Annotated in this window: 22 protein-coding genes; 16 read left to right on the top strand and 6 right to left on the bottom strand. The window is 58.8% G+C overall.

Annotation, left to right across the window (positions count from 1 at the left end; genetic code table 11):
* The first annotated feature begins 86 nt into the window (after positions 1-86).
* The 7 genes from mptB (H6F58_RS07350) to H6F58_RS07380 all read left to right on the top strand — a co-directional run bounded on the left by mptB (H6F58_RS07350) (position 87) and on the right by H6F58_RS07380 (position 8,621).
* The gene (mptB, locus tag H6F58_RS07350) at positions 87-1,613 is read left to right on the top strand and encodes a polyprenol phosphomannose-dependent alpha 1,6 mannosyltransferase MptB (RefSeq protein WP_060701542.1); all 1,527 of its coding nucleotides are present in this window, start codon (positions 87-89) and stop codon (positions 1,611-1,613) included.
* Positions 1,613-3,127, top strand: coding sequence for a polyprenol phosphomannose-dependent alpha 1,6 mannosyltransferase MptB (gene mptB, locus H6F58_RS07355; RefSeq protein ID WP_195181492.1), 1,515 nt, complete (start codon positions 1,613-1,615; stop codon positions 3,125-3,127). Before mptB (H6F58_RS07350) ends, mptB (H6F58_RS07355) begins: the two co-directional genes overlap by 1 nt.
* A 57-nt stretch (positions 3,128-3,184) precedes the next feature.
* Entirely contained in the window at positions 3,185-4,309 is a 1,125-nt protein-coding gene (locus H6F58_RS07360) for a VanZ family protein (protein WP_195181493.1), read from the top strand.
* A 110-nt stretch (positions 4,310-4,419) separates the two neighbouring features.
* Positions 4,420-5,199, top strand: a complete 780-nt coding sequence (locus H6F58_RS07365; protein ID WP_171920162.1) for a DUF2637 domain-containing protein — start codon at positions 4,420-4,422, stop codon at positions 5,197-5,199.
* Between the two features lie 84 nt (positions 5,200-5,283).
* Positions 5,284-6,381: a (p)ppGpp synthetase gene (locus H6F58_RS07370; RefSeq protein ID WP_146275083.1), complete on the top strand. Its 1,098-nt coding sequence runs from the start codon at positions 5,284-5,286 to the stop codon at positions 6,379-6,381.
* Positions 6,382-6,514: 133 nt separating this feature from the next.
* Positions 6,515-8,116 (top strand): ABC-F family ATP-binding cassette domain-containing protein, encoded by a 1,602-nt coding sequence (locus H6F58_RS07375; RefSeq protein ID WP_146275084.1) that lies wholly within the window; start codon positions 6,515-6,517, stop codon positions 8,114-8,116.
* A 67-nt stretch (positions 8,117-8,183) separates the two neighbouring features.
* Positions 8,184-8,621, top strand: a complete 438-nt coding sequence (locus tag H6F58_RS07380; protein WP_195181494.1) for a hypothetical protein — start codon at positions 8,184-8,186, stop codon at positions 8,619-8,621.
* Between the two features lie 20 nt (positions 8,622-8,641).
* On the opposite strand, the gene H6F58_RS07385 is transcribed toward H6F58_RS07380, so the two are convergent.
* Genes H6F58_RS07385 through H6F58_RS07395 form a run of 3 tightly spaced genes read right to left on the bottom strand, consistent with a single transcriptional unit; the run spans position 8,642 to position 10,191 of the window.
* Positions 8,642-9,547 carry an SURF1 family protein gene (locus tag H6F58_RS07385; RefSeq protein WP_171919737.1) on the bottom strand — a complete coding sequence of 302 codons (906 nt, stop codon included), beginning with the start codon at positions 9,545-9,547 and terminating at the stop codon, positions 8,642-8,644.
* Positions 9,548-9,793, bottom strand: a complete 246-nt coding sequence (locus H6F58_RS07390) for a hypothetical protein (RefSeq protein WP_060701550.1) — start codon at positions 9,791-9,793, stop codon at positions 9,548-9,550.
* Positions 9,793-10,191 (bottom strand): DUF3099 domain-containing protein, encoded by a 399-nt coding sequence (locus H6F58_RS07395; protein ID WP_171919738.1) that lies wholly within the window; start codon positions 10,189-10,191, stop codon positions 9,793-9,795. The genes H6F58_RS07390 and H6F58_RS07395 overlap by 1 nt, the downstream gene beginning before the upstream one ends.
* Positions 10,192-10,405: 214 nt before the next feature.
* Here H6F58_RS07395 and H6F58_RS07400 point away from each other — a divergent pair, with 214 nt between their 5' ends.
* Complete coding sequence (locus H6F58_RS07400; protein WP_171919739.1) at positions 10,406-11,128, top strand: beta-ketoacyl-ACP reductase; 723 nt, start codon at positions 10,406-10,408, stop codon at positions 11,126-11,128.
* A 70-nt stretch (positions 11,129-11,198) separates the two neighbouring features.
* Positions 11,199-11,948 (top strand): SDR family oxidoreductase, encoded by a 750-nt coding sequence (locus H6F58_RS07405; RefSeq protein ID WP_060701553.1) that lies wholly within the window; start codon positions 11,199-11,201, stop codon positions 11,946-11,948.
* 146 nt (positions 11,949-12,094) lie between these two features.
* Here the strand turns inward: H6F58_RS07405 and H6F58_RS07410 are convergent, their stop codons facing one another.
* Both H6F58_RS07410 and serB read right to left on the bottom strand, forming a co-directional pair.
* The gene (locus tag H6F58_RS07410; protein WP_171919740.1) at positions 12,095-13,837 is read right to left on the bottom strand and encodes a VanW family protein; all 1,743 of its coding nucleotides are present in this window, start codon (positions 13,835-13,837) and stop codon (positions 12,095-12,097) included.
* Between the two features lie 163 nt (positions 13,838-14,000).
* Complete coding sequence (gene serB / locus H6F58_RS07415) at positions 14,001-14,921, bottom strand: phosphoserine phosphatase SerB (RefSeq protein ID WP_171919741.1); 921 nt, start codon at positions 14,919-14,921, stop codon at positions 14,001-14,003.
* Between the two features lie 123 nt (positions 14,922-15,044).
* On the opposite strand from serB, the gene H6F58_RS07420 reads away from it, so the two are divergent.
* The 7 genes from H6F58_RS07420 (at position 15,045) to H6F58_RS07450 (ending at position 20,812) form a co-directional block, all read left to right on the top strand.
* Complete coding sequence (locus H6F58_RS07420; protein ID WP_195181495.1) at positions 15,045-15,830, top strand: ABC transporter ATP-binding protein; 786 nt, start codon at positions 15,045-15,047, stop codon at positions 15,828-15,830.
* Between the two features lie 28 nt (positions 15,831-15,858).
* Positions 15,859-16,656: a sulfite exporter TauE/SafE family protein gene (locus H6F58_RS07425; protein WP_195181496.1), complete on the top strand. Its 798-nt coding sequence runs from the start codon at positions 15,859-15,861 to the stop codon at positions 16,654-16,656.
* Between the two features lie 4 nt (positions 16,657-16,660).
* A complete protein-coding gene (locus H6F58_RS07430; protein WP_146275092.1) occupies positions 16,661-17,494 on the top strand; it encodes an RNA methyltransferase in 834 nt (277 codons plus the stop codon).
* 146 nt (positions 17,495-17,640) lie between these two features.
* The gene (locus H6F58_RS07435; protein WP_047119068.1) at positions 17,641-17,898 is read left to right on the top strand and encodes a type B 50S ribosomal protein L31; all 258 of its coding nucleotides are present in this window, start codon (positions 17,641-17,643) and stop codon (positions 17,896-17,898) included.
* Between the two features lie 134 nt (positions 17,899-18,032).
* On the top strand, positions 18,033-19,088 hold the full coding sequence (locus H6F58_RS07440) for a biotin/lipoate A/B protein ligase family protein (RefSeq protein ID WP_195181497.1): 1,056 nt from the start codon (positions 18,033-18,035) through the stop codon (positions 19,086-19,088).
* A 158-nt stretch (positions 19,089-19,246) separates the two neighbouring features.
* Positions 19,247-20,653, top strand: coding sequence for an OFA family MFS transporter (locus H6F58_RS07445; RefSeq protein ID WP_195181498.1), 1,407 nt, complete (start codon positions 19,247-19,249; stop codon positions 20,651-20,653).
* Between the two features lie 15 nt (positions 20,654-20,668).
* Positions 20,669-20,812 (top strand): hypothetical protein, encoded by a 144-nt coding sequence (locus tag H6F58_RS07450; protein WP_195181570.1) that lies wholly within the window; start codon positions 20,669-20,671, stop codon positions 20,810-20,812.
* A 215-nt stretch (positions 20,813-21,027) separates the two neighbouring features.
* On the opposite strand, the gene pepN is transcribed toward H6F58_RS07450, so the two are convergent.
* On the bottom strand, positions 21,028-23,673 hold the full coding sequence (gene pepN, locus H6F58_RS07455; protein ID WP_195181568.1) for an aminopeptidase N: 2,646 nt from the start codon (positions 23,671-23,673) through the stop codon (positions 21,028-21,030).
* Positions 23,674-23,740: the final 67 nt, after the last annotated feature.

Here is a 23,740-nt window from a genome sequence, read left to right on the forward strand (position 1 = left end):
GAATCACCTGTTCGCATGGCGAATCCCGATGCGTGGTTGGCCAAGTTTTACCAGATTTTTTGTCCGCTACAGCACGAGGTGTCAGTGTGTCAGCCAGCAACGTAGAAGCAGTGCGCTCCCAGCCCGAGGCTGGCATTAACAGGACGCTGCTCAGCGGCGTCATTGGTGCATCGCTGCTACTTTTTGGCTCATTCGGAACCGGGTGGCTCGCCAGCGTATCACCGCTTAACCGCGATCCATTTTTCATCATGCTGCGCACCGAAGCCGCCGGTGTCATCACTTGCGTCATCCTGCTGGCCATTGGATGCTGGCTGCTCTTCCGCTCGTGGTGGCGGCTTGGCCAAAAACTGCGCGACTGGGGTGAAGGATCCCTGAAGATCATTCGCCGGGCGGTCTGGCTGTGGAGCATACCGATGTTCGTCGCGCTGCCGATCATGAGCCGCGACGTCTTCGCCTATATCGGACAGGGACGTTTGGTCGACGCAGGGCAGGATCCTTACGTCGACGGGATTTCCAGCCTGAACAACTGGTTCCAGCTGGGCACCGACACCATGTGGGCCCAGGATGGCACCCCCTACGGGCCCTTGTACTTGTCCATCGAATACCTGGTGGTCAACATTGTTGGCGGTTCGACAGATGCTGCGATTCTCGCCTTCAGGGCGATCGCGTTCATCGGGGTATTGCTCTGCCTGCACTTTGTGCCGAAGCTGGCCGAACTGCATTCTGTTCCGGGAGCAAAAGCTGCGTGGATGACCGTTGCGAATCCGCTGTTCCTGGTGAATTTTGTTGCCAGCGCCCACAACGACGCGCTGATGACCGGCCTGTCCGTGTGGGCGGTTTATCTTGCGTGCAAGCGGCATGGATTCTGGGCGATTGTTGTCCTGGCTGCTTCCATTGGCGTCAAGCCCATCACCCTGGTCCTGCTGCCGTTCATCGGCCTGCTCTGGGCCGGGCCGAATGCCACGTGGCCCCGCCGCATCCTGTATTGGTTCTACTCGGGCATGATCTTCCTGGCCCTCATGACCGCTGTCGGGTGGCTCAACGGATACTGGTTCGGCTGGCTGGATGTCATGCTCAACTACACCGGGGCCGGCTTCTCGATCTTTGCCCCGCTGGGCCTGATGACCGTCGCCATTTCAAGCATCTTCCAATCCTTCGGATGGGAATCGGACGGCGTGCTATCGGTCATCAAGACCGCGGGACGGCTTATCGGCGTACTGATGGCGATCGTGCTGATGTTCCGAGGCAAATATTCCCATCTGGTGCAGCGCATGGCCATCGCGTTCTCCGCGATCGTTGTCCTCTCGCCGGTGATCCAGCCCTGGTACTTGCTGTGGCTCCTGCCGTTCTTCGCCGCCACGGGCCTGCGCGATGACTGGCAAATGCTATGGCTCCACCTGACCACGATCTTCTTCCTGGCCTATCAGGCAGCCGACCAGATCTTCGTTTGGCAGTTCCTCCAAGATTCCCTGGTGCCGCGTGTCCAGATGATTTCGTGGGGCATTTCGATTGCCTGCGCCGTCTACCTGGTCTTCTTCGATCCAAAAACCAAGACCATCTGCCCTGACCTTCTGAGCTCCACCAACTGGTTGAAGAAGCCGAAGAAGGCCTAGTGGCGGTGTTGGCAATTAACCGGATGCTCTTGGGGGAGAGCCTGCGCTCACTGGGATGGCAGGGATTTGCCGCCTCGGCGATGATCACCGTGGCTTCCTGGGGGATTGGCTGGTTCCCGCGCAACCAGCTTTCCCCGCTGGCCCGCAGCGGGTTCTTCATCGAATTCCGGACCGATGCCAGCGGCGTCATCACGTGCATTATCCTGATGGCGTTGGGCATGGTGTGGTTGACCCGAACGTGGATTGTCACCAGGCCACGCGTGCAAGGTGCCACGGGTGTCACCCATAAGGAACTGGGACGGCTGTTGGGCATGTGGGCAGCTCCGTTGATGTTCAGCTTTCCGATTCTCAGCCGCGATGTGTATTCCTATCTTGCCCAAGGGAGGATGCTGCACGCAGGCAAATCACCGTATGCCGAGGGCATCTCGGCCCTGCCGGGCTGGTTTGATGGAGGCTCCGACGGCCTCTGGGCGCAATCGCCTTCGCCATATGGCCCGTTCTTCCTGGTGCTGGCCCGCATCATCTTTTTCGCCTCCAATGGCATTCCAGAAATCGGAGTGGGGCTGTTGCGCGTTGTCGCAATGCTCGGCGTGATTGGCTGCTTTCACTTCACGGCAAAACTTGCCAATAAAATGGGCCAGAACCCGACCTGGGCCAACTGGGCCATCGTGGGCAACCCGCTGTTCCTGCTGACCATGATCGGTGGCGTTCACAATGACGCGCTGATGATTGCCGGAGTTTTCTGCGCCATGGCCTACGCCTACGATCGCCGGCCCGTGGCCTCGACTTTGGCTTTGTCGATTGCCATTTCGGTCAAGCCGATCGTATTGCTTGTTCTGCCGTTCCTTGGCTTGATTGTTCTCGGCAAGAACCCATCGAAGCGTGCCCGCTGGTCCGTGTGGGCCAAAGTACTCGTACTCACTCTCATTTGGCTGAGCATCGTTGGAGCACTGACCAACCTGTGGTTTGGCTGGCTGCCTGCGATGTTCAGCGCTGGAAGCGCTGCGTTTCCATATGCTCCGGTGGGGTTGATCGGGTGGAGTGTGAGCAACCTGGCGGGGATTCTCGGGGCAGACATCGGATTCGTCAATGGCTTGGTGGTGGCGGCGTTCCAGGCGCTGGCGCTGATCATTGTTGCGCGGCTGGCGTTGTCCAAAGACATCTCGAATCCGGTGCGATTGGCCGCCTGGTCGCTGTCGGCCGTGGTTCTTCTCGCGCCGATAATTCAGCCGTGGTACATCTTGTGGCTTATGGCATTATTCGTGATTTCCCATCGGGTGTCCTGGTCTTCGGAAAAATTGATGATCTACGTCTCCAGCCTCATTCTGGTGGCTGTATTTGTCGACCAGCTCTCCATCGAGCAATGGCACTCGGCGTGGATGATGCGCTCCTTCGCCGGAGCATTGGCGGTGCTGCTGTTTGCCGGCCTGTTCCGCTTTGATGCCAAAACCCGGCGCATTCTTGCAGGCCCGGCCGGTCCTGCCGGATCTTCACATCAAGGCAAAATGCAATAGCCAAGATCACACGCCCCAGCACAGGTTCTTCCTCGAACCGTCGGCTTAGATAGAACTATGCAAACGATGATTTGGCCTGCGGCCATAGCAGTTCTGGGTGCCGCCCTGTTTCTCGGTGCTGCGGGAGTCTTCCTGTTGGCCGTGCAATACCGGCGCCACGGCCGGCTGTCTTGGCGCCGCACCATCACCACAGCTATGGCGGCGATCTACGGGTTTGGCCTGTTCAGCTACACCATGCTGCCGTTGCCCGCGACCCGCCAAGCGGCCTGCTACAGCGGGATGGGGATCACCCAAACGGATCCCGGACATTTCCTGTATGAATTCAGGGCAGCGATCGCTGAATTGGGGCTTCGCGGATTCGCTACGAGCTTCGTGCTGTGGCAAATTTTGTTCAATATCATCTTGTTCATACCGCTGGGCATCCTGGCCGTGCGCTGGTTGCGCGGGAACGTCTTCACCGGCATGGTGCTGGGCTTTGCCGCTTCGCTGGCGATCGAGCTTACCCAGTACACCGGAATTTGGGGCCTGTACAACTGCGCCTACCGGGTAGCCGATGTCGACGACCTGATCATGAATACCGCGGGGGCGCTTCTTGGTGCCATCCTTGCGTACCTGCCCATCTTCAGTTTCCTCACCGGTCCCAAGGAAGGCGATGCACGCTATGCGGCTCCTCGCAGGGTTACCCGTGCCCGGCGGGCATTGGCCAACGTCTTTGACGCGGCCATCACCACAGGGGCCGTCTTTGCGATCACCGGTGCCCTGTCGCTGGTCGAAAGACTGGGCGGGCCAGCCACCAATGAACGCTTGATGAATTTCTGGATTCCGCTGGTGGTCGTGTTCTTCGTCTTCCTGCTTCCCAGCATGAGCCCAGGCCGGGCCTCGCTGGGACAGCGCTGCGCGTGGTTGATGGTTGCTGGCCCCGGCTCTGTCCCCGCCTCGGCGCCCCGGGCGCTGATCCGCAGCATCCTTGGATTTGGCGGAATCACTTTCCTGTTCCAAATTTCCACCAGCCTCACGGATGTCAGCCCATACCCGATTTTGAACATGCTGGTCACCGCCTATATCGCGGTGAGCGTGGTTTTCTTCCTCGCTGATTCCCATCACCGCGGGCTGGCCGGGAAGGCTACCGGAACCGGTTTTATTGATCGCCGGGCCATGTCAATCAGAGAGCATCAGCACTAATCATTAGGGGCTAAAATAGAATCTGGTGGCTTTGGACCTATGCGCTGGGGTCATCACACTCGCCTTCGACGACACATCCGAATACTGAGAAGTTAGGTCTGCCCAGCAGCATGGAAGAAAATAAGCTTGAGGTCCCGAACGAACCGCACAAGGCAGTCCTAGGCACGGCCGTCGGCGCGACGGTCCTGATCGCCATCGGCGCATTCGTGCTCTCTTTCGCCGCACTTACCGACTTGGCCGAGCGCTCGGGCATCAGCCCGCGGCTGGCCTGGATCTGGCCAATCATCATCGACGGCATGATCGTCGCCGCCACGGTGGCCATCGTCGCCTTGAACGGATTCAACCGCAAGGCCATGATCTACCCTTGGTCGCTGTTGTTCTTCGGCGCCATTGTTTCCACCGCAGCGAACTCCACGCACGCCATCTTGACCGTTGACTCGATTGAGAACGGCGTGCCCGCCCTGGTTTCGGCCCTGGTCGCCGCGATGCCGCCAATCGTCCTTTTGGCCATTACCCACTTGACCGTGCACATGTACCAGAAGAAGTCTGAAGCCGCCAAGCTCCGTGCCGATCTTGAGTACGACGAAGAGCAGGAAAATGCCCAGAAGTACGGCGTGGCCTACGACGATGGCTATAGCGCCGCGTTGAACGACGCCAAAACCGCTGAAGACGAGCGCATGGCCGAGATCGAGCAGGAACACCAGGATGCCTTGGCCCGTGCTCGCGCCGAAGGCATCGCCAGCGCACGCGCGGATGCCAAGGTCACCCCGATCAAGCAGAATGCCCAGAAGGCCAAGACCGCTGCCGAGCCGGTGGCCGAGCAGAAGAAGGCCACCGACGACAAGGCTCCGCTGTTTGACGACATGGCCAAGCGCCTGAGCCGTCCGTAGTTTCTTCCAGAATCACCCCGGCCGGCGCAACACGGAGCATGAGGACTGCAAAGCAACAAGCAATTCAGTAACGAGGAGGCAGTTATGACGGAATCCCAGCATGAGCCAAGGAACGATGAGTTCTCCGAGCACATCGAGAACTCCGTTGAACAGTACAAGTCTGTCACTGGCGAGCTGAATACCGTCATGTCTGCCATGAAGGCGAAGATCCGCAGGCTCTTTGCGCAAAGCGAAGTCCAGCCCTTGTTCATCACCGGCCGGGTCAAATCTGCGCAGTCCTTCCGTGCGAAGGCTTCGCGCCGGCTGCAGGAAACCAGCGAGAGCGCTCCGGTGCTCGAATTCCCCAACCCGCTGCGCGAAATCCACGACATGGTCGGCATTCGCATCATCGTGATGCTGCCTCATGAAATCCAGCAGGTCGCAAGCCTGATCAAATCCCACCGGGACTCCTTCGACTGCCGCAGCGATCGCGAGAAGGATATCGGTTCAGTCGAGTCGGGGACCTACGGGTACTCTTCGCGGCACCTGCTGCTCAAAACCCGCAGCGAACCAACCGTGCGGAAATTCCAGGAAGCCCTGGGAAAGCCGGTGGTTGCCAGCGGAAACTTCGTCTTTGAAGTCCAGATCCGCACGGTGCTCCAGCACGCTTGGAGCGAGATGGAACACGACATCCGCTTCAAGCATCCCGGCGAAGCCGCCTGGAACCCGCAGATTGACCGGCACTTCACCGCCACCGCGGCCATGCTTGAAACGGTTGAAGACTACTTCACCGATATCAATGAGCTGTACCACCGGCTCAACGGCTACCACGACCAGCAGGGTGCCGGAGCCGAGCCGTTATCAGGCGAAAAGATTGGTGAAATCTGGCAGACCCTGTTGCCGCACGTTGACCGCAAACGCGACGACGATTGGTCTTGGGCCTCCGAACTGCTCGATGCGCACGAAATCAACCAGACCTGGCAACTGGCGCAGTTGCTGGACGCCAACGTGGTCACCGACGTTCGCGCGGCATTGGACCACCGCTATTCGCCGGGCCCAGACCGCCTGCTGGACGACGTCCTGCTGTGGCGTTTTGGCAAGGAGCACATCGACAAGACCAGCGGAGGGGACCTTCGCCGAGAAGGTTCGCTGCGCCGCCGGTTGATTCAAATGAAGGATTACCGCTCCCAACCGGGGCAGTAGCCGGTCAAAAATGCGCGCTGGACTGTTAGTTTATGCACTTTCCGCCAGTGCCTGGGCCTTTGGCCGGTAGACTAGTTAAGTTGCCCAATTAATGGGCATAGATTTGTGCCACCGCGTGAAAGGTCCACACCATATGATTTCCGTAGCCAACCTTGAGCTACGCGTCGGCGCCCGCTTGCTGATGGACGAAGTGAACTTCCGCATCGACAAGGGCGACAAGATCGGACTGGTGGGACGCAACGGTGCCGGCAAGACGACGATGACCAAGGTCCTCGCCGGCGAGACCCAGCCAACCAGCGGAGATGTGACCCACAAGGGCTCCATTGGCTACCTGCCCCAGGATCCGAAGACCCCGGATATGGAGCAGCTGGCCCGCGACCGCATTCTCGGCGCCCGCGGCCTGGACGTTGTCCTGGGCAAGCTGGCCCAGAACCGCGATGAAATGGCCAGCGACGACCCTGCCGTGTCGGCCAAGGCCATGCGCCGCTATGACCGGCTGGAAGCAGAATTCATTGCTGCCGGCGGCTACGCCGCGGAATCTGAAGCCGCGGCGATCTGCGCCAACCTGGACTTGCCGGACCGCATTCTGGAGCAGCCGCTGCGCACCCTTTCCGGTGGCCAGCGCCGCCGTGTGGAATTGGCCCGGATTCTCTACTCGGACGCTGAAACCCTGCTGCTCGACGAGCCGACCAACCACTTGGACGTCGACTCGATCAACTGGCTGCGTGACTTCATCAAGAACTACCCGGGCGGTGTGCTGATGATCAGCCACGACACCGGCTTGATGGAAGAAACCGTCAACAAGGTCCTGAACCTTGATGCCAACCGCGGTGTTGTTGATGTCTACAACATGAACTGGAAGCGCTACAAGATCCAGCGTGAAACCGATGAGCGTGCCCGCAAGCGCGAGCGTGCCAACATTGAAAAGAAGGCCTCCGTGCTGCTGACCCAGGCAACCCGCATGAAGGCTCGTGCCTCGGGTGCCTCGGCGGCGCAGTCCATGCTCAAGCGTGTTGACCGCATGCTCTCGGGCCTGCAGGAAGAGCGCGCTTCGGACAAGGTCGCGGCCCTGCGCTTCCCGGATCCGGCGCCCTGCGGCAAGACCCCGTTGATGGCCGAAGGATTGTCCAAGGCCTATGGCTCGCTGGAGATCTTCAACGACGTGTCGCTGGCTATCGACCGTGGTTCCAAGGTCGTCATCCTGGGCCTGAACGGTGCCGGCAAGACCACCTTGCTGCGCATGCTCGCGGGCGTGGCCGAGCCCGATACCGGAAAGATCGTTCCCGGCCATGGCTTGAAGATCGGCTACTTCGCCCAGGAGCACGACACCCTGGATCCCGAGGCCACGGTGCTGGAAAATATGCGTCGCAATGCCCCGGATCACCTCAACGATGCCGATGTGCGCTCGATCCTCGGTTCGTTCCTGTTTGTTGGCGATGACGTCTCCAAGCCCGCCGGGGTGCTCTCCGGTGGCGAGAAGACCCGCCTGGCACTGGCAACTATCGTGGCATCCAGCGCCAACGTGCTGCTGCTCGATGAGCCTACCAACAACCTGGACCCGGCCTCGCGCGCGGAAGTGCTTGGCGCTTTGTCGACCTTCCCGGGCGCCGTGGTAATGGTCAGCCACGATGAAGGCGCTGTGATGTCCTTGAAGCCAGAGCGCGTCGTGATCCTGCCCGATGGCGACGAGGACTTGTTCAGCGAAGACTACCTTGAGCTCGTGTCGCTGACCTAGGCCTAGCAGCCCAACAAGAAAACTCATAGGCTTGGCCTGACACCGCTAGAAGGGGTTGTGCCAAGCCATGAGTTTATCTGGACGCCGAATGGATGTTCTCGCCGCAGGCCTTTTGCTGGCCACGCTTGCAGCCTCTGGATGCGTGCAGAAAACATCCGATGCGGTGAACGCGCAATGGAGCCTGATGGATTCCTCGGCGGTGACCTCCAAGAGCACAAGCCTTGATCTCGGGGTGATGCGCATTGCCTGCGGTTCAGGGGTGACCGGCGGGATTACTGGTGCCCAAATTGACTACGGCGAAGAAAATATCACCATCGGCATGGTGGTGGAACCGCTGACCGGCGCACCTCAAACCTGCCAGTCCAACGAAACAGTTCCCTACACGCTGGAGCTCGAAGAGCCGGTAGGGCAGCGCACGCTGATTGATGCTTCCTGCGCTGCGGCGGTTACTCCCCAGGATGAAACTGGGGGTTGCGGCCAGGAGGGCATTCGCTGGGCGCCATGAGCCCGGACTCCTAGAGCCGATTAGCGAAGATCGCTGGGTGGTTCTGGCGCCTCATCAAGCATTGCATCTTCGATGGCTTCATCGGTCAAGGAACCGTCGCGCCGGAACTTCTTCTCCGCTTTGGCCCGCACCTTGCGCACCTTGTGCACCGGTTCGTCAAAGCCCAACGCACGTGCTTCAGCCAGCTCGGCTGCGTCCTCGGCGTTCAACTTCTTCTGCTGCCTGGCGGCATACCAGAAACCGACAAAAGCGAGAACTCCGAAGGCGTACCACTGGAATTCGTAGGAGAGGTGGGGACCCTCGTCCATATCCGGCGCATCCAGCGGCTGAGGCGTGACGGACGGGGCAGGATCTTCCTGGTACATGATGCCGTAAGCGCCCTGGGCGATGCCATAGTCGACCTGCTGCGCATAATCCTCTAGCTGGATTGATGCGATCTGCCCTTCTGGGGCGCCTCGGTCCAAGCGCACTTCACCAGGCTTCAGCCGAGCGAGCACCGTCACTTCTCCCGAAGGCGGGGCCGGGATGGAGTCGGGGTGTCCGCTTTGCTCATCGCCAATCGGCAGGTAGCCGCGGTCAATGATGACAACTTCGCCCTGCGTGGTCTTGAAGGGCACCAGCACTTCGTAGCCCGGGCGTCCAGCCTTGATGCGATTCCTCACGATCAGGGTATCGCCGGGCAGGTAGCTTCCGGTGAGCTTGGCCGTCATCCAGGTTTTCTCTTCGGGAAGCTGGTTGAATTTCTCGAGAGCCTGTCTGCCTGAGACCGGGTCGGCGAAATAATTGCGGTTAACTCGTTCAATGCCAGTGAGGACCTGTTCCCTGCGGTTGGCCTGCCAGTTGCCCAGGCTCACGCAGGCTGTGGCGAAAATGGCTACCAAAATCAACCAGCCCACCCAGCGGGTGCTTGCTAGAAACCGGTACATTTACTCGGTGCCTCCAGTAGTTCCTGGCAATGGCAGGGTTTGCCGGTAGAGCAGGCGCTCTTTCAGGTACGTCTCCAGCCAGTCCAGATGCTCAGGGCAAGCCAGCCAGATTTTGCGGCGTTCGGGGGTGTGGATTTTTGGGTTGTTCCAAAGCAGCTGGTGCTCGGCACGGTTGCGGCAGCCCTTGCGCGAGCACTGGACCTCGGTGCTGGCTTGCGGCTGTCCCAGTGAACCTAATAAATCCACTAGTCCTCCTTGGGTGGGTTGCTTGGCTGATCAGCAAAGGTGCCGTCAATGACTTCAGCTTCCGTTTCCGATGGTTCTGCGGATGCCGGTGGAGCTGGCAGCTGTCCGGGTTCAGGGTCCGTGTAAAACTCGGCTGGCGGCTCGCGCTTGGTCAAATCCGCGCCGCCGTTGGCAACAACCACAGCGATATACGGCAGGATGACGGCGCCAGCGATAAATACCCAGCGAAGCCAACCGTCAAAGAAGAACGCGAGAATGAAGCAGATCATTCGGACAGTCATCGAAATCGTGTATTTGCGCACACGGCTATCGCGCTCGGAAGTATGCGATTCCCGGGCTTCAGTGATGCGGTGAACTTCAGGTTCACGCGAATCGTGATTCGTGGGTTGAGATGACATGTAGAAGACTTCGCTTTGCTGTACAGAAACTGCTTCCATTGTCTCACTTGTGGCACCGAGAGTGTAATTTCTACGCGCTGTCGAAGCGGTAAAACTGGGCAGTAACTAATAGGATTGATCACGGAGAAGCTACTTAACTAGGCAAAGTGCGTTAGTCGAGGCCTCAGTCACACGATTTGTCGTGCTCGCGCCAACGCATGAATGGAGAAATACATTGACTACGGAACCAACCACTGGCCGCAGCGTCCTCGTTACCGGCGGCAACCGCGGCATCGGCCTTGCTATTGCCCGTGCCTTCGAGGCCAACGGCGACAAGGTAGCCATCACCTACCGCAGCGGCGAGGTTCCCGCCGGCCTGCTGGGCGTTAAGGCAGATGTCACCGACAGCGCCACCATTGATGAGGCATTCAAAGAGGTCGAAGCGGCCCACGGCCCGGTTGAAGTACTGGTCGCTAACGCAGGTGTCACCAAGGACACCTTGCTGCTGCGCATGAGCGAAGACGACTTCACCTCGGTGATCGATACCAACCTCACCGGCGCCTTCCGCGTCATCAAGCGAGCCACCAAGGGCATGATGCGACTGAAGCGGGGCCGCGTTGTCCTGATTTCTTCGGTGGTTGGCCTCTACGGCTCCCCGGGGCAGATCAACTATGCCGCATCCAAGGCCGGCCTGGTAGGCATCGCCCGTTCGCTGACCCGCGAGCTTGGCTCGCGTGGCATTACGGCCAACGTGGTGGCGCCAGGCTTCATCAACACGGAGATGACCGCCGTGCTGCCTGAAGAAACCCAGAAAGACTACCTGTCTAATATCCCGGCCAACCGTTTCGCCGAGCCTGAAGAGGTTGCCAACGTGGTTCGCTGGATCGCCAGCGATGAGGCAGCCTACATTTCGGGTGCCATAATTCCTGTCGATGGCGGCCTGGGAATGGGCCACTAAAGAGCTTTCCTGCAGCGCAGAATGCTGCACGAGATTCAATTTTCCCTAAGATCCAAGGAGAACATTCAAGATGAGCGAATTTAAAGGTGCCGTAGTTACCGGTTCCTCCCGTGGCATTGGCGCGGTTACCGCGCAGCTGCTGGCTGAACAGGGCATCGGTGTTGTGGTGAATTACCGTGCCAAGGCACCGCGTGCTAACAAGATCGTTGCCGCTATCGAGGAAAAGGGCGGCAAGGCAGTAGCCGTTGGCGCCGATTTGACCACCCCGGAAGGTCCGGCGGCCTTGGTTGATGCAGCCGTGGAGAACTTCGGATCCCTGGACGTAGTTGTTCTGAATGCTTCCGGCGGCATGGAAACCTCGATGGGGGAGAACTACGCCCTGCGCCTGAATCGGGACGCCCAGGTGGCCATGCTGGAAGCAGCATTGCCAAAAATGTCTGATGGCGGACGCGTGGTCTTCGTGACCAGCCACCAGGCACACTTCATCAACGAAGTTTCCACCATGGACGCCTATGACGCGGTGGCGAAGTCCAAGCGTGCCGGTGAAGATGCACTGCGCGAAATGATCCCCCAGCTGGCCGAAAAGAACATCAGCTTTGTTGTTGTCTCCGGCGACATGATCGAGGGAACCATTACCGCTACGTTGTTGAATCGCATGGAGCCAGGTGCCATTGATGCCCGCCGCGAGGCCGCTGGCAAGCTCTACTCCGTTGAGGAATTCGGCGCCGAAGTAGCCAAGATGGTATTTGCCGACGTCGAGACCGGCTACACCGAGCTGGTCGGTGGCGCAGGAGACTTCCTGAAGCAGTCCGGCAAGTAGTCCAGGGCTGATTCGTCAGCAACAGCAAACAGCTGGTGCCTTCCTCCCGTTCAGGGAGCTGGGCACCAGCTGTTTTTGCGCGGTGATTAAAGATCAATGCCGGGCACCTTCCATGGAAGGTGCCCGGCATTGGCCAATCTGAACTGCTATGGCTTTTCGCCGCACACGATCTTGTGCCAAGGGCTGTAAGTCCAGCTCTTGGTCTCGGCGGGGAGTTTCTTTGAACCGTCGAAGGTTTCGCGGTAGCGAGTGATATCGATGGTGAAGCCCTTCTTGCCACCGGATTCGGACACGCACTTCTCGGCGGTATTGTATTTGGTCTCGGGGTCCGTCTGGTTGTACTTACCAGAGCTCTTCTGCGACACATCCCAGTACTTGGTCGACCACAGTCGAGTGTGTACGGCATCGTCTGATACCCATGCCTGCACCAGCACGCCATAAGGGGTGTTGTTCTCCCAGATCATATCGATCTGCCCTTCCCACAGGGTGGCTTCGCGACCGGCTGGATAGCGGTCGAACCAGCGGGAGTGCGGCTTATGGGTAATGTCGTCGTAGCCGGCCAGGAACCCGACGTTGTACATCATCGTGGAAATCTGCGAGAGTCCTCCACCGACTGCTTCGGCACTGAAGCCGTTCTCAACAACGCCGGAGCTGAAGTATCCGTTGGCCACGGTTATCGGGCCCAAGGTATCAAGCAGCGAGAACCGTTCTCCGGGCTTCACCACGACGCCGGTGACGCGTGCCGCGCCAGCCTTGAGGTTCTTGGTGCGCACGGTGTCCGAAGCAGGATAGGGGGTCGAGAATTCGACGATTGGTTCCTTGATGCCCAGCTTCTTTGCCTCGGCAGTGGTGAAATCCGCTTCCTTTTCAGTCATCTTGACTTCGGCAGTGCGGTTCTCGGTCGCGCTGGCGGCGAGCACCTTGGCGCCTAGGCCCTCCGTTTCCAGCGAGATGCCCTTGGTGGACGCCTGGATGGAGGGCTTTCCGCCCTTCAGGACGATCTTTGCGTCTTTCGCGGTGCTGGACAGATCTGAATTGCTGGTGGCAGCTTTATACAGCTTTTTGTCGTCAAGGGTGAGGGCAGGAGCCCCATCCTTCGGTGCGTAGGACGCAGCTGCCGCAATCGATGCCGGGGAGAGGCTGGCCTTCTTGTCCCCGGAAACAAGTTCCACGTCGCCCTTGAGCAACGACTTCACTTGATCGTCGTAGAATTTCTGCAGCGTATCCGATGAAATCTGCGGTTTGACTACTTCTGCGGGCAGCTCAATCGGGGGACCTGCAATCGACCAGTCTTCACTGAATTTTTCAATGGCAGCTTCGTTGTCCAAGACCACCCCGTCGACAGGCTTTGAAAGCTTTGCTGCACCATCGGCAAATTCGATTTTGCCTTCGGTGACCTCAGCGTTGGCCTTTTTCGCCAAAGCCTCAATCTGTTCGGACAGTTTCTGCTGATCAACATTCAACTCCGGGATGACTTCATAGTCACCAGCCAGGCGCTCGTAGAGCTTCACGGGATTGACGACATAGGAAGTCAAGTCCTTGACTGTGTCGTCGACGTTGAGGCTCAGACCTGCCTTGGCAGGGTCTACCGTGTAGTCCTCGCCATTAACCTTGACTTCAATGGGCTCCTGCGCCAAGGGCGAGACCACTCGCTCAATTTCAGCACGCGCCTCGTCACTGTTCATCGAGCCGATATTGACACCGGCAATCGTGGCGTTGGCTGGAACTTGCGAGCTGACAAAAGCAGCTGCGCCGAAGTACGCCGCGACTACGGCCACCGCACATGAACCGCCAATGATCCAAGGCTTGGCCTTGCTCTTGGGCTTCTTCTTATTGTGCGAGGGATTCGTAGACGTAGTGGGGGTACTGTCCTGAGGAGGGGTCTGCACTGGTTTTAGTGTTCTTTCGAAAAGCGTTAGGATTTAGCCGCTTGGTCGAGGTATCTACCACAGGCCATTGGGGCGTCTAGTGAAAATACTAACCGCTGGAACAACCGATAGACGCGCAGAGAGACTCTATTCACCTCAATTGTTATCGAGTTGTTGGAATCTTTTAGTTCAAGTCATCCAGTACGAGATCAGCGATCACGTCGAGTCGGCCGAAATCCAGGCGAACATCTGCCTTGTCACGCAGTGCTGGCTTGGCGTTGAAAGCGATCCCCAGGCCCGCTGCCGCCACCATGTCCAGGTCATTGGCACCGTCACCGGCAGCGATCGTCGCATTCAATGGGATCTGGTGCTCTTCGGACCAAGCGCGAAGCTTCGTCTCCTTCATCTGGCGATCAACAATTTCCCCATGAACCGTGCCGTCAAGCACTCCGTCGGTGATGCCAAGCGTGTTGGCCAAGGCATGGTCCAGGTTGAGCGTTGAGGCCAGCGGGTCGAGGATTTGCTGGAATCCACCGGAAACGACAGCAACCTTGTGGCCCGCGGCATGGAAACGGCGAACCAATGAAGGCGCGCCGTCGGAGAAGATGATGCGCTCTCCGACTTCCGCCAGAACCGAGTCCGGCAGGTCCTTGAGGGTTGCTACACGCTGGATCAGCGATTGGGCAAAATCCAGTTCACCGCGCATGGCAGCTTCGGTAACTTCAGCTACCTCTTTTTCCCGCCCGGCATGGGCTGCCAGCAATTCGATGACTTCCTGCTTGATCAGCGTGGAGTCCACATCCATGAGTAGCAGCAGTTGCGGGGCCGAAGCGACCTCTTCTGGCACTACGGCCAGGCACATATCGGCATAGGCCAGCGTTCCGGCCGTGACGTGCCGGTCAATGAATTCAGTGGCGAGCTGTTGAAGCCGATCAGGTGATCCGCCAGTGTAGTGCACCTTGGCTACCAGTCGTTCTTCGCTGGTTTTGATCGAGAGCTCCAGCCCTTGTGGAATCAGCTGTTCTGCTGCCGCCAGGTCCAGCAAAGCCAGGAACTGTTGGCGCGGGAAGGACGGGCGGGAGACAAAAACCAGTGAAGAAGCCATGCCTCCATTTTTCAATGATTCAGCAATTACGACCAAACATGACAGAGGTGAACGGCGAATAATCGGGGGAATGCGGGTGATTCAATTAGTGAAACAGCAACGAAAAGTCTAGTCTTGAATACCATGAGCGAAGTGCTAACTTTCAAAGATGTCAGCGTGGTACGCGGGCGAAAAGAACTGCTCAAGGACGTGTCCTGGGAAGTTAAAGAAGGACAGCGGTGGATTGTTATCGGCCCCAACGGTGCCGGCAAATCTACCTTGATGAATATCGCAGCCACTCGGTTGCACCCCACCCGAGGCACCGCCGATATTCTTGGCGAACGCTTGGGACGAGTATCAGTGTTTGATCTTCGTCCCCTGATTGGCTTGAGCTCGGCGTTGGTCGCCAACTCTATTCCAGCCAACGAAAAGGCATTAAACGTAGTTCTGACCGCAGCGTACGGCATGACTGGCCGCTGGCGCGAGAAGTACGAAAAACTTGATGAACGCCGTGCCTTCCGTTTGCTCCATGAATGGGGCATGTCGACGTTCATGAACCAGCCGTTCGGCAATCTTTCTGAAGGCGAGCGCAAGCGGGTGCTGATTGCCCGTGCGCTGATGACGGATCCTGAACTCCTGATCCTGGATGAGCCAGCTGCGGGCCTGGATCTTGCCGGACGAGAAGAACTCGTCGCCCAAATGGCGGAGCTGGCTGCCGATGAGGACGCTCCTGCACTTGTGTTGGTGACACACCATCTCGAAGAAGTTCCTGCCGGCTTTACCCACATCTTGATGATGCGTGATGCACAGGTGGTCGCCGCTGGCGAGATTGATTCCACGCTCACCGAAGAGAATCTGGAAAAGACCTACGGAATGAAATTGAAGCTTCGCCGTGAAGGTGGACGCTATTCGGCATTTGCTGGCGCGTAATTGAACACTCTAGAGGGGAAGCTTCTGCGTGGTTGAGTTTTGGCGTGAAGCCCTCATCTTCATTGGCGGCCTGTGGGCTGGAACGATCAACACTGTGGTCGGGTCCGGTTCCCTGGTTACGTTCCCGATTCTTGTCGCTTTGGGGACTGCGCCGGTCAACGCGGTAGTTTCTAATGCGATGGGCCTGGTCGCTGGCGGATTCTCTGGTGCCTGGGGCTATCGCAAAGAAGCAGCAAGCGTGAAGAGGACGCTGCTCAAGCTGGTTCCGGTATCCCTCATCGGCGGCCTGATCGGCTCGTTGCTGCTGCTGAACTTGCCCGAATCAGTATTCGGCGTGGTCGCGCCGGTCCTCTTGGTCTGTGCCTTGATCCTGGTGATCTTCCAGCCGAGGTTGGCCAAGTGGGCCAAAACCCGCCAGGCAGCTCGGGGCGGGACGGATCCGGATGAGGCGGACCGAACCAAGGTGCCGGCGATCCTGTATGTGCTGGTATTTGTTATCGGCATCTACGGAGGATATTTCACCGCGGCACAGGGCGTCTTGCTCATGGCGGTTTTCGGTGTCTTCCTGCAGGCTTCGCTGCAGCAGTCCAACGCGATCAAGGTGATCTTGTCGCTGATCGTGAATCTTATGGCCGCAGTGATGTACCTCATCATTGCTCCGGAACGCATCAACTGGTTGATCGTCCTTTTGATTGCCGTGGGATCTCTGATTGGCGGATTCATCGGAGCGAAAATTGGCCGGAAACTCTCTCCAGGCTGGCTCCGCGGAATTATCGTCGTCCTCGGTGTTATTGCACTGGTCAACATGCTATTGAAGTTGGTTTAACCCGGTGGCGGAAATTCTTAATCCAGAGCGGATCCTGCACGTTGAAGATCTTCAGGACTCGCGTCTTGACGAATATCTGAGGCTTTCTGAGGCGCATCTGCGGATGCGCACCGACGTGGAGAATGGTCTCTATATCGCGGAAAGCACCAAGGTTGTCCAGCGCGCGATCAATGCAGGACATGTGCCCCGCAGCTTTCTTCTTGCTGAAAAGCATCTGGGACAGCTAACCGATGAATTCAACCGCTTCCCAACAGCGCCCATTTTTATTGGTGATGACCGCCAGCTGGAAGACCTTGTTGGTTTCCACCTGCACCGAGGCGCCATGGCGGCCATGAACCGCCCAGAGCCTCTGGATCTGGACAAGGTGCTGGAAACCGGTTCCCGGATCGCCATTCTCGAAGATATTGCTGACCATACCAACTTGGGCGCGATCATCCGGTCGGCCTCAGGGCTGGGAATTGATGCTGTATTGCTGACGCCTAAGTGCGTTGATCCCTGGTATCGCCGCAGTGCACGGGTCTCCATGGGGACCGTTTTTGATCTTCCGTGGGTACGCTTGGAAAACTGGCCGGATGACATGGGCAAGCTCAAGAAACACGGCTATGACCTGCTGGCCATGGAGTTGACTGACGACGCTATTGCGCTCAACGACATCCAGATTGCTCCAGGCCAGAAAATAGCAATGATCCTGGGCAATGAAGGCAGGGGAGTAACGCAAGAAGCGCTGGCTGCCGTGGACCATACGGTCATCATTCCGATGCATCGGGAAGTGGACTCGCTCAACGTCGGCGCGGCGAGCGCCATTGCCTTCTGGCATCTGTGTTCTGCCCCACGTTGAGCCGGTTCTCCTCGGCCGTAAATGTGCGATAGGATGTAATGTCTGTGTGTTGCAGGTTCTTTAATGAACGTTGTGCTGCATGGCGAATTTCCGAGCAATTAGCTGCTGGCAAAATCCAGTGGCCATAAACAAAAAGGTGTATAGCTATGAAGGCTGATATCCATCCACAGTACGGCCCAGTTGTCTTCAACGACCTGGCATCCGGCGAAAAGATCCTGACCCGTTCGACCGCAACTTCGAACAAGACCATCGAGTGGGAAGACGGCAACACTTACCCAGTGATTGACGTTGAAATCTCGGCTGCTTCGCACCCGTTCTACACCGGTAAGCAGCGCATCATGGACACCGCTGGTCGTGTCGAGCGCTTCAACGCCCGCTTCAAGGGCTTCGGCGGCAAGAAGTAATACTTCGCCCCTCGCAAGCTTTACGCGGCGCGCTTCCAGTTTCCCTGGAAGCGCGCCGCTGCTGCTTTAACGGCACTGCACCGGCAGCTGTGGAACGAGTTCGAGGCGCAGGTGCCCGGGGATAGAATGAGAACATGATGCATCATGGTGAATACAAGGTAGTCGGTGGCAAATTAGTCGTAGTTGATCTTAAAGCAATCAACGGGACAATCACTGATGTATCACTCAACGGAGACTTCTTCCTGGAGCCGGACGAGGCACTGGAAGATCTTAACGAGGCGGTGCGGGGATTGTCGACTGACGCCAGCCATGGCACCATCCGCGATGCTGTAACCAACAACCTGCGCGAAGACGCAGTGATGTTCGGATTTGATGCGGACGCTGTCGCCCGCGTGGTGCGGCGCGCTCTCGGGCATGCAACTAAGTGGGAAGACCACGAGTGGGAAATACTCGGGCCTGAAATCATCCCCATCACTGAACAAGTGGCGCTGGATGAGGTTTTGACCCGCCAGATCGCCAAAGGCGTTCGCAAGCCGGCCATTCGCTTTTGGGACTGGAATGAAGGCGCGGTTGTCATCGGTTCCTTCCAGTCGCTCAAGAACGAAGTTGATATGGAACAGGCCGACAAGTACGGCATTCAAGTGGTTCGCCGCATCTCCGGCGGCGGTGCCATGTTCATGGAAGCAGGCAACTGCATCACCTATTCCCTGTATGCGCCTGAGTCGCTGGTCGATGGCATGAGTTTTGCCGATTCCTACCCGTTCTTGGATGCTTGGGTCATGGAGGCGCTGCAGAACATCGGTCTCAAGGCGCACTACAAGCCATTGAACGACATTGCCACAGAAGCAGGGAAAATTGGCGGCGCGGCGCAAAAGCGGTTCGCCAATGGCGCCATGCTTCATCACGTCACCATGAGCTATGACATTGACGCCCAGAAGATGACTCAGGTCTTGCGCATCGGCCGGGAGAAAATTTCAGACAAGGGGATCACCTCGGCGGTGAAGCGGGTGGATCCGTTGAAGTCGCAGACTGATCTGGAGCGCATGGAAATCATTCAGGTCATGATGGACACCTTCGCTCAGCGTACCGGTGCCAAGCAAGCACAACTTGATGACGCTACCCGCCAGGCGGCTCAAGAGCTCGCTGAAACCAAATTCGCCACCGAAGCGTGGACCCGGCGGGTGCCATAAGCCCGCAGAAGTACATTGCGGTGGGAGTTCATAAGAAATTGCTTGTGGTCACGGAAGTTTCCGAACGGTAGCCTTATCTTCGGCACCATGCAAACTTGTAATTCACCACTCTCACCGACGGCGCCGAATGAGCGCCGACATGTACAAGGAGGTCTGTTTTGGCCCTGCTAGCATTCCTGGACCGGGAGCACACAGTTGCTCCCGCAGGTTACAGCCGGTGGCTGATCCCACCCGCGGCGCTGGCCGTGCACCTGTGCATCGGCCAGGTCTACGCCACCAGCGTGTACAAGGAAGCGCTGCGCGAGCACTTCGGCACCACCCTCACCGCGATCGGCGTGGTCTTCTCCGTCGCCATCGTGATGCTGGGCCTGTCCGCAGCGGTCTTCGGCACTTGGGTGGAAAAGGTTGGCCCGCGCAAGACGATGTTCACCGCCGCGATCTGCTGGGCTGCCGGCTTCCTCGTCGCCGCACTGGGCATCAGCACCAGCCAGCTATGGCTCGTCTACCTCGGCTACGGAGTCATCGGCGGCATCGGGCTCGGTCTGGGCTACATTTCCCCGGTCTCCACTTTGATGAAGTGGTTCCCGGACCGCCCGGGCCTGGCCACCGGCATGGCCATCATGGGCTTCGGCGGCGGTGCCATGGTCGCCGCCCCGCTATCTCGCCAGCTGCTCTCCTGGTACAGCACCGGTGAGGGCACGGCCGACGGCACGGCCGTCGCAAAGCTTTTCGTCACCTTAGGCATCGTCTACTTCCTGGTCATGATGATGGGTGTGTTCACCGTTCGCGTCCCGGAGCCGGGCTGGAAGCCGCCGCACTTCGATGCGAGCAAGCTCAAAGCCAATGCGATGGTCACCGACGCGAACGTGTCGGCCGCCAATGCTATCAAGACCCCGCAGTTCTGGCTGCTCTGGGTGGTGCTGGCCTGCAACGTTACCGCAGGCATCGGAATCCTGGAGCAGGCCGCCGAAATGATCCAGGACTACTTCAATTCCAGCGGCTCGATCGGCGTCAGCGCCGTGGCGGCCGCAGGCTTTGTGGGGCTGCTCTCCGTGGCCAATATGGCTGGCAGGTTCGTCTGGTCTTCGGCCTCCGACGCCATGGGCCGCAAGCCCACCTACATGCTGTACTTGGGCGCCGGAATCGTCATCTATCTGCTGCTGGCGACCGCCGGCGGCAGCTCCACCGCGCTGTTCGTCATCCTGTGCGGCGTGACGATCTCGTTCTACGGCGGCGGCTTCGCCACCGTCCCGGCCTACCTGAAGGACCTGTTCGGCACCTATCAGGTCGGCGCGATCCACGGCCGGCTGCTCACCGCGTGGTCCACCGCCGGAATCCTCGGCCCGTTGATCGTCAACAGCATTCTGGACTCCCGGGGCGTGCCCGGCCAGCTGACCGCGGGGGACTACCGTCCGGCGCTGTTCACCATGGTCGGCATCCTAGCTGTCGGCTTCATCGCCAACCTGCTCATCCGCCCGGTTTCCCCGCGCTGGCACGAGCAGAAGGCCGAGACAAGCGCATCGAGCAGGCCGGAAGACGTCGAGCCCACCGGCGCCACGAAATAGAAGGGAAGGCCCCCAATGGAAGACTCGGCACACAATGTGGCGCAGAAGCACGCGAATTACACCCCGGCACTGGTCATCACCTGGACCATTGTCTCGGTGCCGCTGATCTACGGGCTGTTCAACGCAGCCAAGGCGGAGCTTCAGCTGTTCACAGGCTGAGCTGTCCCTTAACGCACACCGCTCCGGTTCCTGGTCTGATCCGGGCCCCGAAGCGGTGTGCCGTATTCGGAGGCTGCTCCAGGTTCGAGCGGCGGCGAGGGCGTCAAAGTTGATTCCGCATTTTCGAAGCCGCCGGCTAGTTGCCGTCCTAAAAGCCTACGGGTCTGCGCCATGCATCATGCATGGCGCCAGACCCGTTGGCTTGTGGCGCCCGCTTAGCGGCTGTTGCGGCTGAATGCCTGGGCATTCAAAGAACGCTCAAGTTCAGCACGCTCTTCCAGCAGAATTCGCTTGAGCGCGCTGGGGGCCTGCGCATTTTCCTCTAGCCAGGCAGTCGCTGCCGACAAGGCCTGGTTCTGGTCGACCGAGCCATCCAAGTCTTGATGAGCCGGGTAGAGTCCTTCGATTACTCGCGTCGAGAACTCCATGCTCATGGATTCGAAGACTGGGAGGATAGCGGCCCAGAAGCGCTCTTCGAAAGGCGCGAGCAGGGCCGCTGAACCCATGGAAAAGCCCAGGGCCGTTGCGGAAAGTGCATCGTTGGACAATTGGCCCTTTTCATCGCGAGCCATCAAGACGGTGTCGAAGGCGTTCATCTTCGCCTCGGGATCGGGGCGGGCAGCCAATGCAGTTCTCACCGCATTGAGCGCAACGCTCGTCGGGTTCTGCTTGGCGGCTTCGTGCATTGCAGCTTCAGCGGTTGCGTCGAGTTTGCCAGCAGCGGCGAGTGCAATGTAGGAATTCCAAAGCAACTGCTCATCGACCGTGACCTGGTAGGCGTTAGGCTGCTCGCCGAGGAACGCGTCAATGACTTCACCGGCAACACCGGCTCGTGCCAAACGGGTCAAGGTTCGAGCAGTCGTGGTTTGCTGATCGCTGCCCGGCTCGAACTTGCTGAGCCAGCCCGTGAGGATCCCAGCAGCGCGAGTGCGTAATTCTGCCCGCAGTTCCGGTGCGGCGTATTTGGAAATCGAGCTCACCAGCTGATCCGTGAGAACTCCAAAAACTCCAGCGTCGGTTACGGTGTGGGCGTGAGCCAGCACCGCATCGACATAACTTTGCGCATCCAAGGTTGCTGAACGAACGGCGTCCCACAGCGAAGCCCAGCAGGTAGCGCGTGGCAAGGAATCAGCCAAACCTGACAGGTTCTCCAGCAGGGTAGCGCGTGAAGCCTCATCGAATTCAATCAAGGCATAAGTTTCATCGCCGTCGTTTGGCAGGATGAGATCAGGGACGTTTCGGCCTACCAGGAAATCAAGTGCCACGGATTGGCCCACAAGTTCTACCGGCACGGTGTCGGTGCGCACCAGCTGCCCATCGCGAAGTTCATAGGCACCGACGGTCAGGACATGGGGTCGAACGATCGGTTGGCCGGTCACCGGATCCGAGCCGAACTGATTGAGTTGAGCGTGGGTAATGACGCCTTGGCTATCGGTCTTGAGGTCAACCTTCAGCTTGGGGACACCGCTGGTTTTCAACCATGCATCGGCCCATTGGCGCATATCCCGGCCGCTGGCAGTTTCCAAAGCCTGCAAGAAGTCTTCCAGCGAGGTATTCGAGTAGGCGTGCTTGCGGAAGTAGGAGCGCGCCGCGTCGCGGAACGCGTCTGCGCCCACAAAGGCCGCGAGCTGCTTGAGCACGCTAGCGCCCTTGGCATAGGTAATGCCATCGAAGTTCTGGTCCGCCGCCAGCAGGTCGGGGATATCGGCAACAATGGGGTGCGTGGTGGGCATCTGGTCGGCGACGTAGGCCCAGGCCTTGCGCCGGGCCGCGAAGGTCGTCCACGCGGTGGTGAAGTCGGTGGCCACGTCGTTGGCCAGGGTGCCGATGTAGTCGGCGAAGGACTCCTTGAGCCACAAGTCGTCCCACCATTTCATGGTGACCAGGTCGCCGAACCACATATGCGCCATTTCGTGCATGATGGTGTTGCTGCGCTGCTCGTACTGGCCCTCGGTGGCGTGCGAGGTAAATACGTAGCGTTCGGTGAAGGTCACCAATCCCGGATTTTCCATGGCGCCGAGATTGTATTCGGGAACGAAGGCCGAATCGTATTTGCCCCATGGATAGGGGTAGTCGAAAAGCTCGTGGAAATATCTCAGCCCGCGGCTGGTCAGCTCCAAAATCTCCTGGCCGTCAAAGTGCTCGGCCAGCGAGGCGCGACAGGTCGCCGCCAATTCAATAACAAGCTCTTCACCGTCTGGCAGTTCTTGGACATGCTCGCCACGCTCCACATGGTACGGGCCGGCAAGGACCGCGGTGATGTAGCTGGAGATTGGCGGGGTGGGGGAGCAAGCGACGGTTTTTGTGCCGTCATCGTGGAAGACTTCGTCCACGATCGGCTGATTGCTGGCCAGGTGCCAGCCTGCGGGGCCAGTGAGGGTGAAGCGGAAGCTGGTTTTCAAGTCAGGCTGTTCAAAGCAGGCGAAAACACGGCGGGCCTCGGATGGCTCGAATTGCGTATAAAGATAGGTCTCGCCGTCTTGCGGATCAACGAAGCGGTGCAGGCCTTCGCCGGAGCGCGAGTAGAGCGCTCGACCGGTGACCTTGACGGTGTTTGGCACGTCCGTGCGCAGGTTATCGAGATAGATGCGTGAGTCCAGTACGGCCATCGACAGGTCAATGGCGGTGCCGTTGACCAGAACTTCCTCCACGGATTCGTGGATGAAGTCGATGAAGGTTTCAGGGCGCAAGGATGAAAAGTTTAGCGTCGTCGTCGAGGCATAGCTGGCGGCCGATGGCTCGGGGGCGTTGCCGAGGTCCAGTTGCACTTCCGCGAAGTGCCAGGTGATGTTTTCAGCGCGCCAAGCCGCTTCATCGCGTCTCAGGTTTTCATTTGGTGCATAGCGTTCTAGAGTGTCCACCATTCCAGCTTAGCTGTGAAATAAATGTTTGAGACCTTGGGTGGCCATTTAATTCCTGTTCTCCTGG

The sequence above is a fragment of the Glutamicibacter sp. FBE19 genome (assembly GCF_015524875.1).
GTDB classification, from domain to species: Bacteria; Actinomycetota; Actinomycetes; order Actinomycetales; family Micrococcaceae; genus Glutamicibacter; species Glutamicibacter halophytocola.

Bases quoted from the DNA above. Each gene is read 5' to 3' on its own strand.
- H6F58_RS07360 (WP_195181493.1), top strand. From the start codon at position 3,185: ATGCAAACGATGATTTGGCCTGCGGCCATAGCAGTTCTGGGTGCCGCC.
- H6F58_RS07365 (WP_171920162.1), top strand. From the start codon at position 4,420: ATGGAAGAAAATAAGCTTGAGGTCCCGAACGAACCGCACAAGGCAGTC.
- H6F58_RS07370 (WP_146275083.1), top strand. From the start codon at position 5,284: ATGACGGAATCCCAGCATGAGCCAAGGAACGATGAGTTCTCCGAGCAC.
- H6F58_RS07375 (WP_146275084.1), top strand. From the start codon at position 6,515: ATGATTTCCGTAGCCAACCTTGAGCTACGCGTCGGCGCCCGCTTGCTG.
- H6F58_RS07380 (WP_195181494.1), top strand. From the start codon at position 8,184: ATGAGTTTATCTGGACGCCGAATGGATGTTCTCGCCGCAGGCCTTTTG.
- H6F58_RS07385 (WP_171919737.1), bottom strand. From the start codon at position 9,547: ATGTACCGGTTTCTAGCAAGCACCCGCTGGGTGGGCTGGTTGATTTTG.
- H6F58_RS07395 (WP_171919738.1), bottom strand. From the start codon at position 10,191: ATGTCATCTCAACCCACGAATCACGATTCGCGTGAACCTGAAGTTCAC.
- H6F58_RS07405 (WP_060701553.1), top strand. From the start codon at position 11,199: ATGAGCGAATTTAAAGGTGCCGTAGTTACCGGTTCCTCCCGTGGCATT.
- serB (WP_171919741.1), bottom strand. From the start codon at position 14,921: ATGGCTTCTTCACTGGTTTTTGTCTCCCGCCCGTCCTTCCCGCGCCAA.
- H6F58_RS07420 (WP_195181495.1), top strand. From the start codon at position 15,045: ATGAGCGAAGTGCTAACTTTCAAAGATGTCAGCGTGGTACGCGGGCGA.
- H6F58_RS07435 (WP_047119068.1), top strand. From the start codon at position 17,641: ATGAAGGCTGATATCCATCCACAGTACGGCCCAGTTGTCTTCAACGAC.
- H6F58_RS07440 (WP_195181497.1), top strand. From the start codon at position 18,033: ATGATGCATCATGGTGAATACAAGGTAGTCGGTGGCAAATTAGTCGTA.
- H6F58_RS07450 (WP_195181570.1), top strand. From the start codon at position 20,669: ATGGAAGACTCGGCACACAATGTGGCGCAGAAGCACGCGAATTACACC.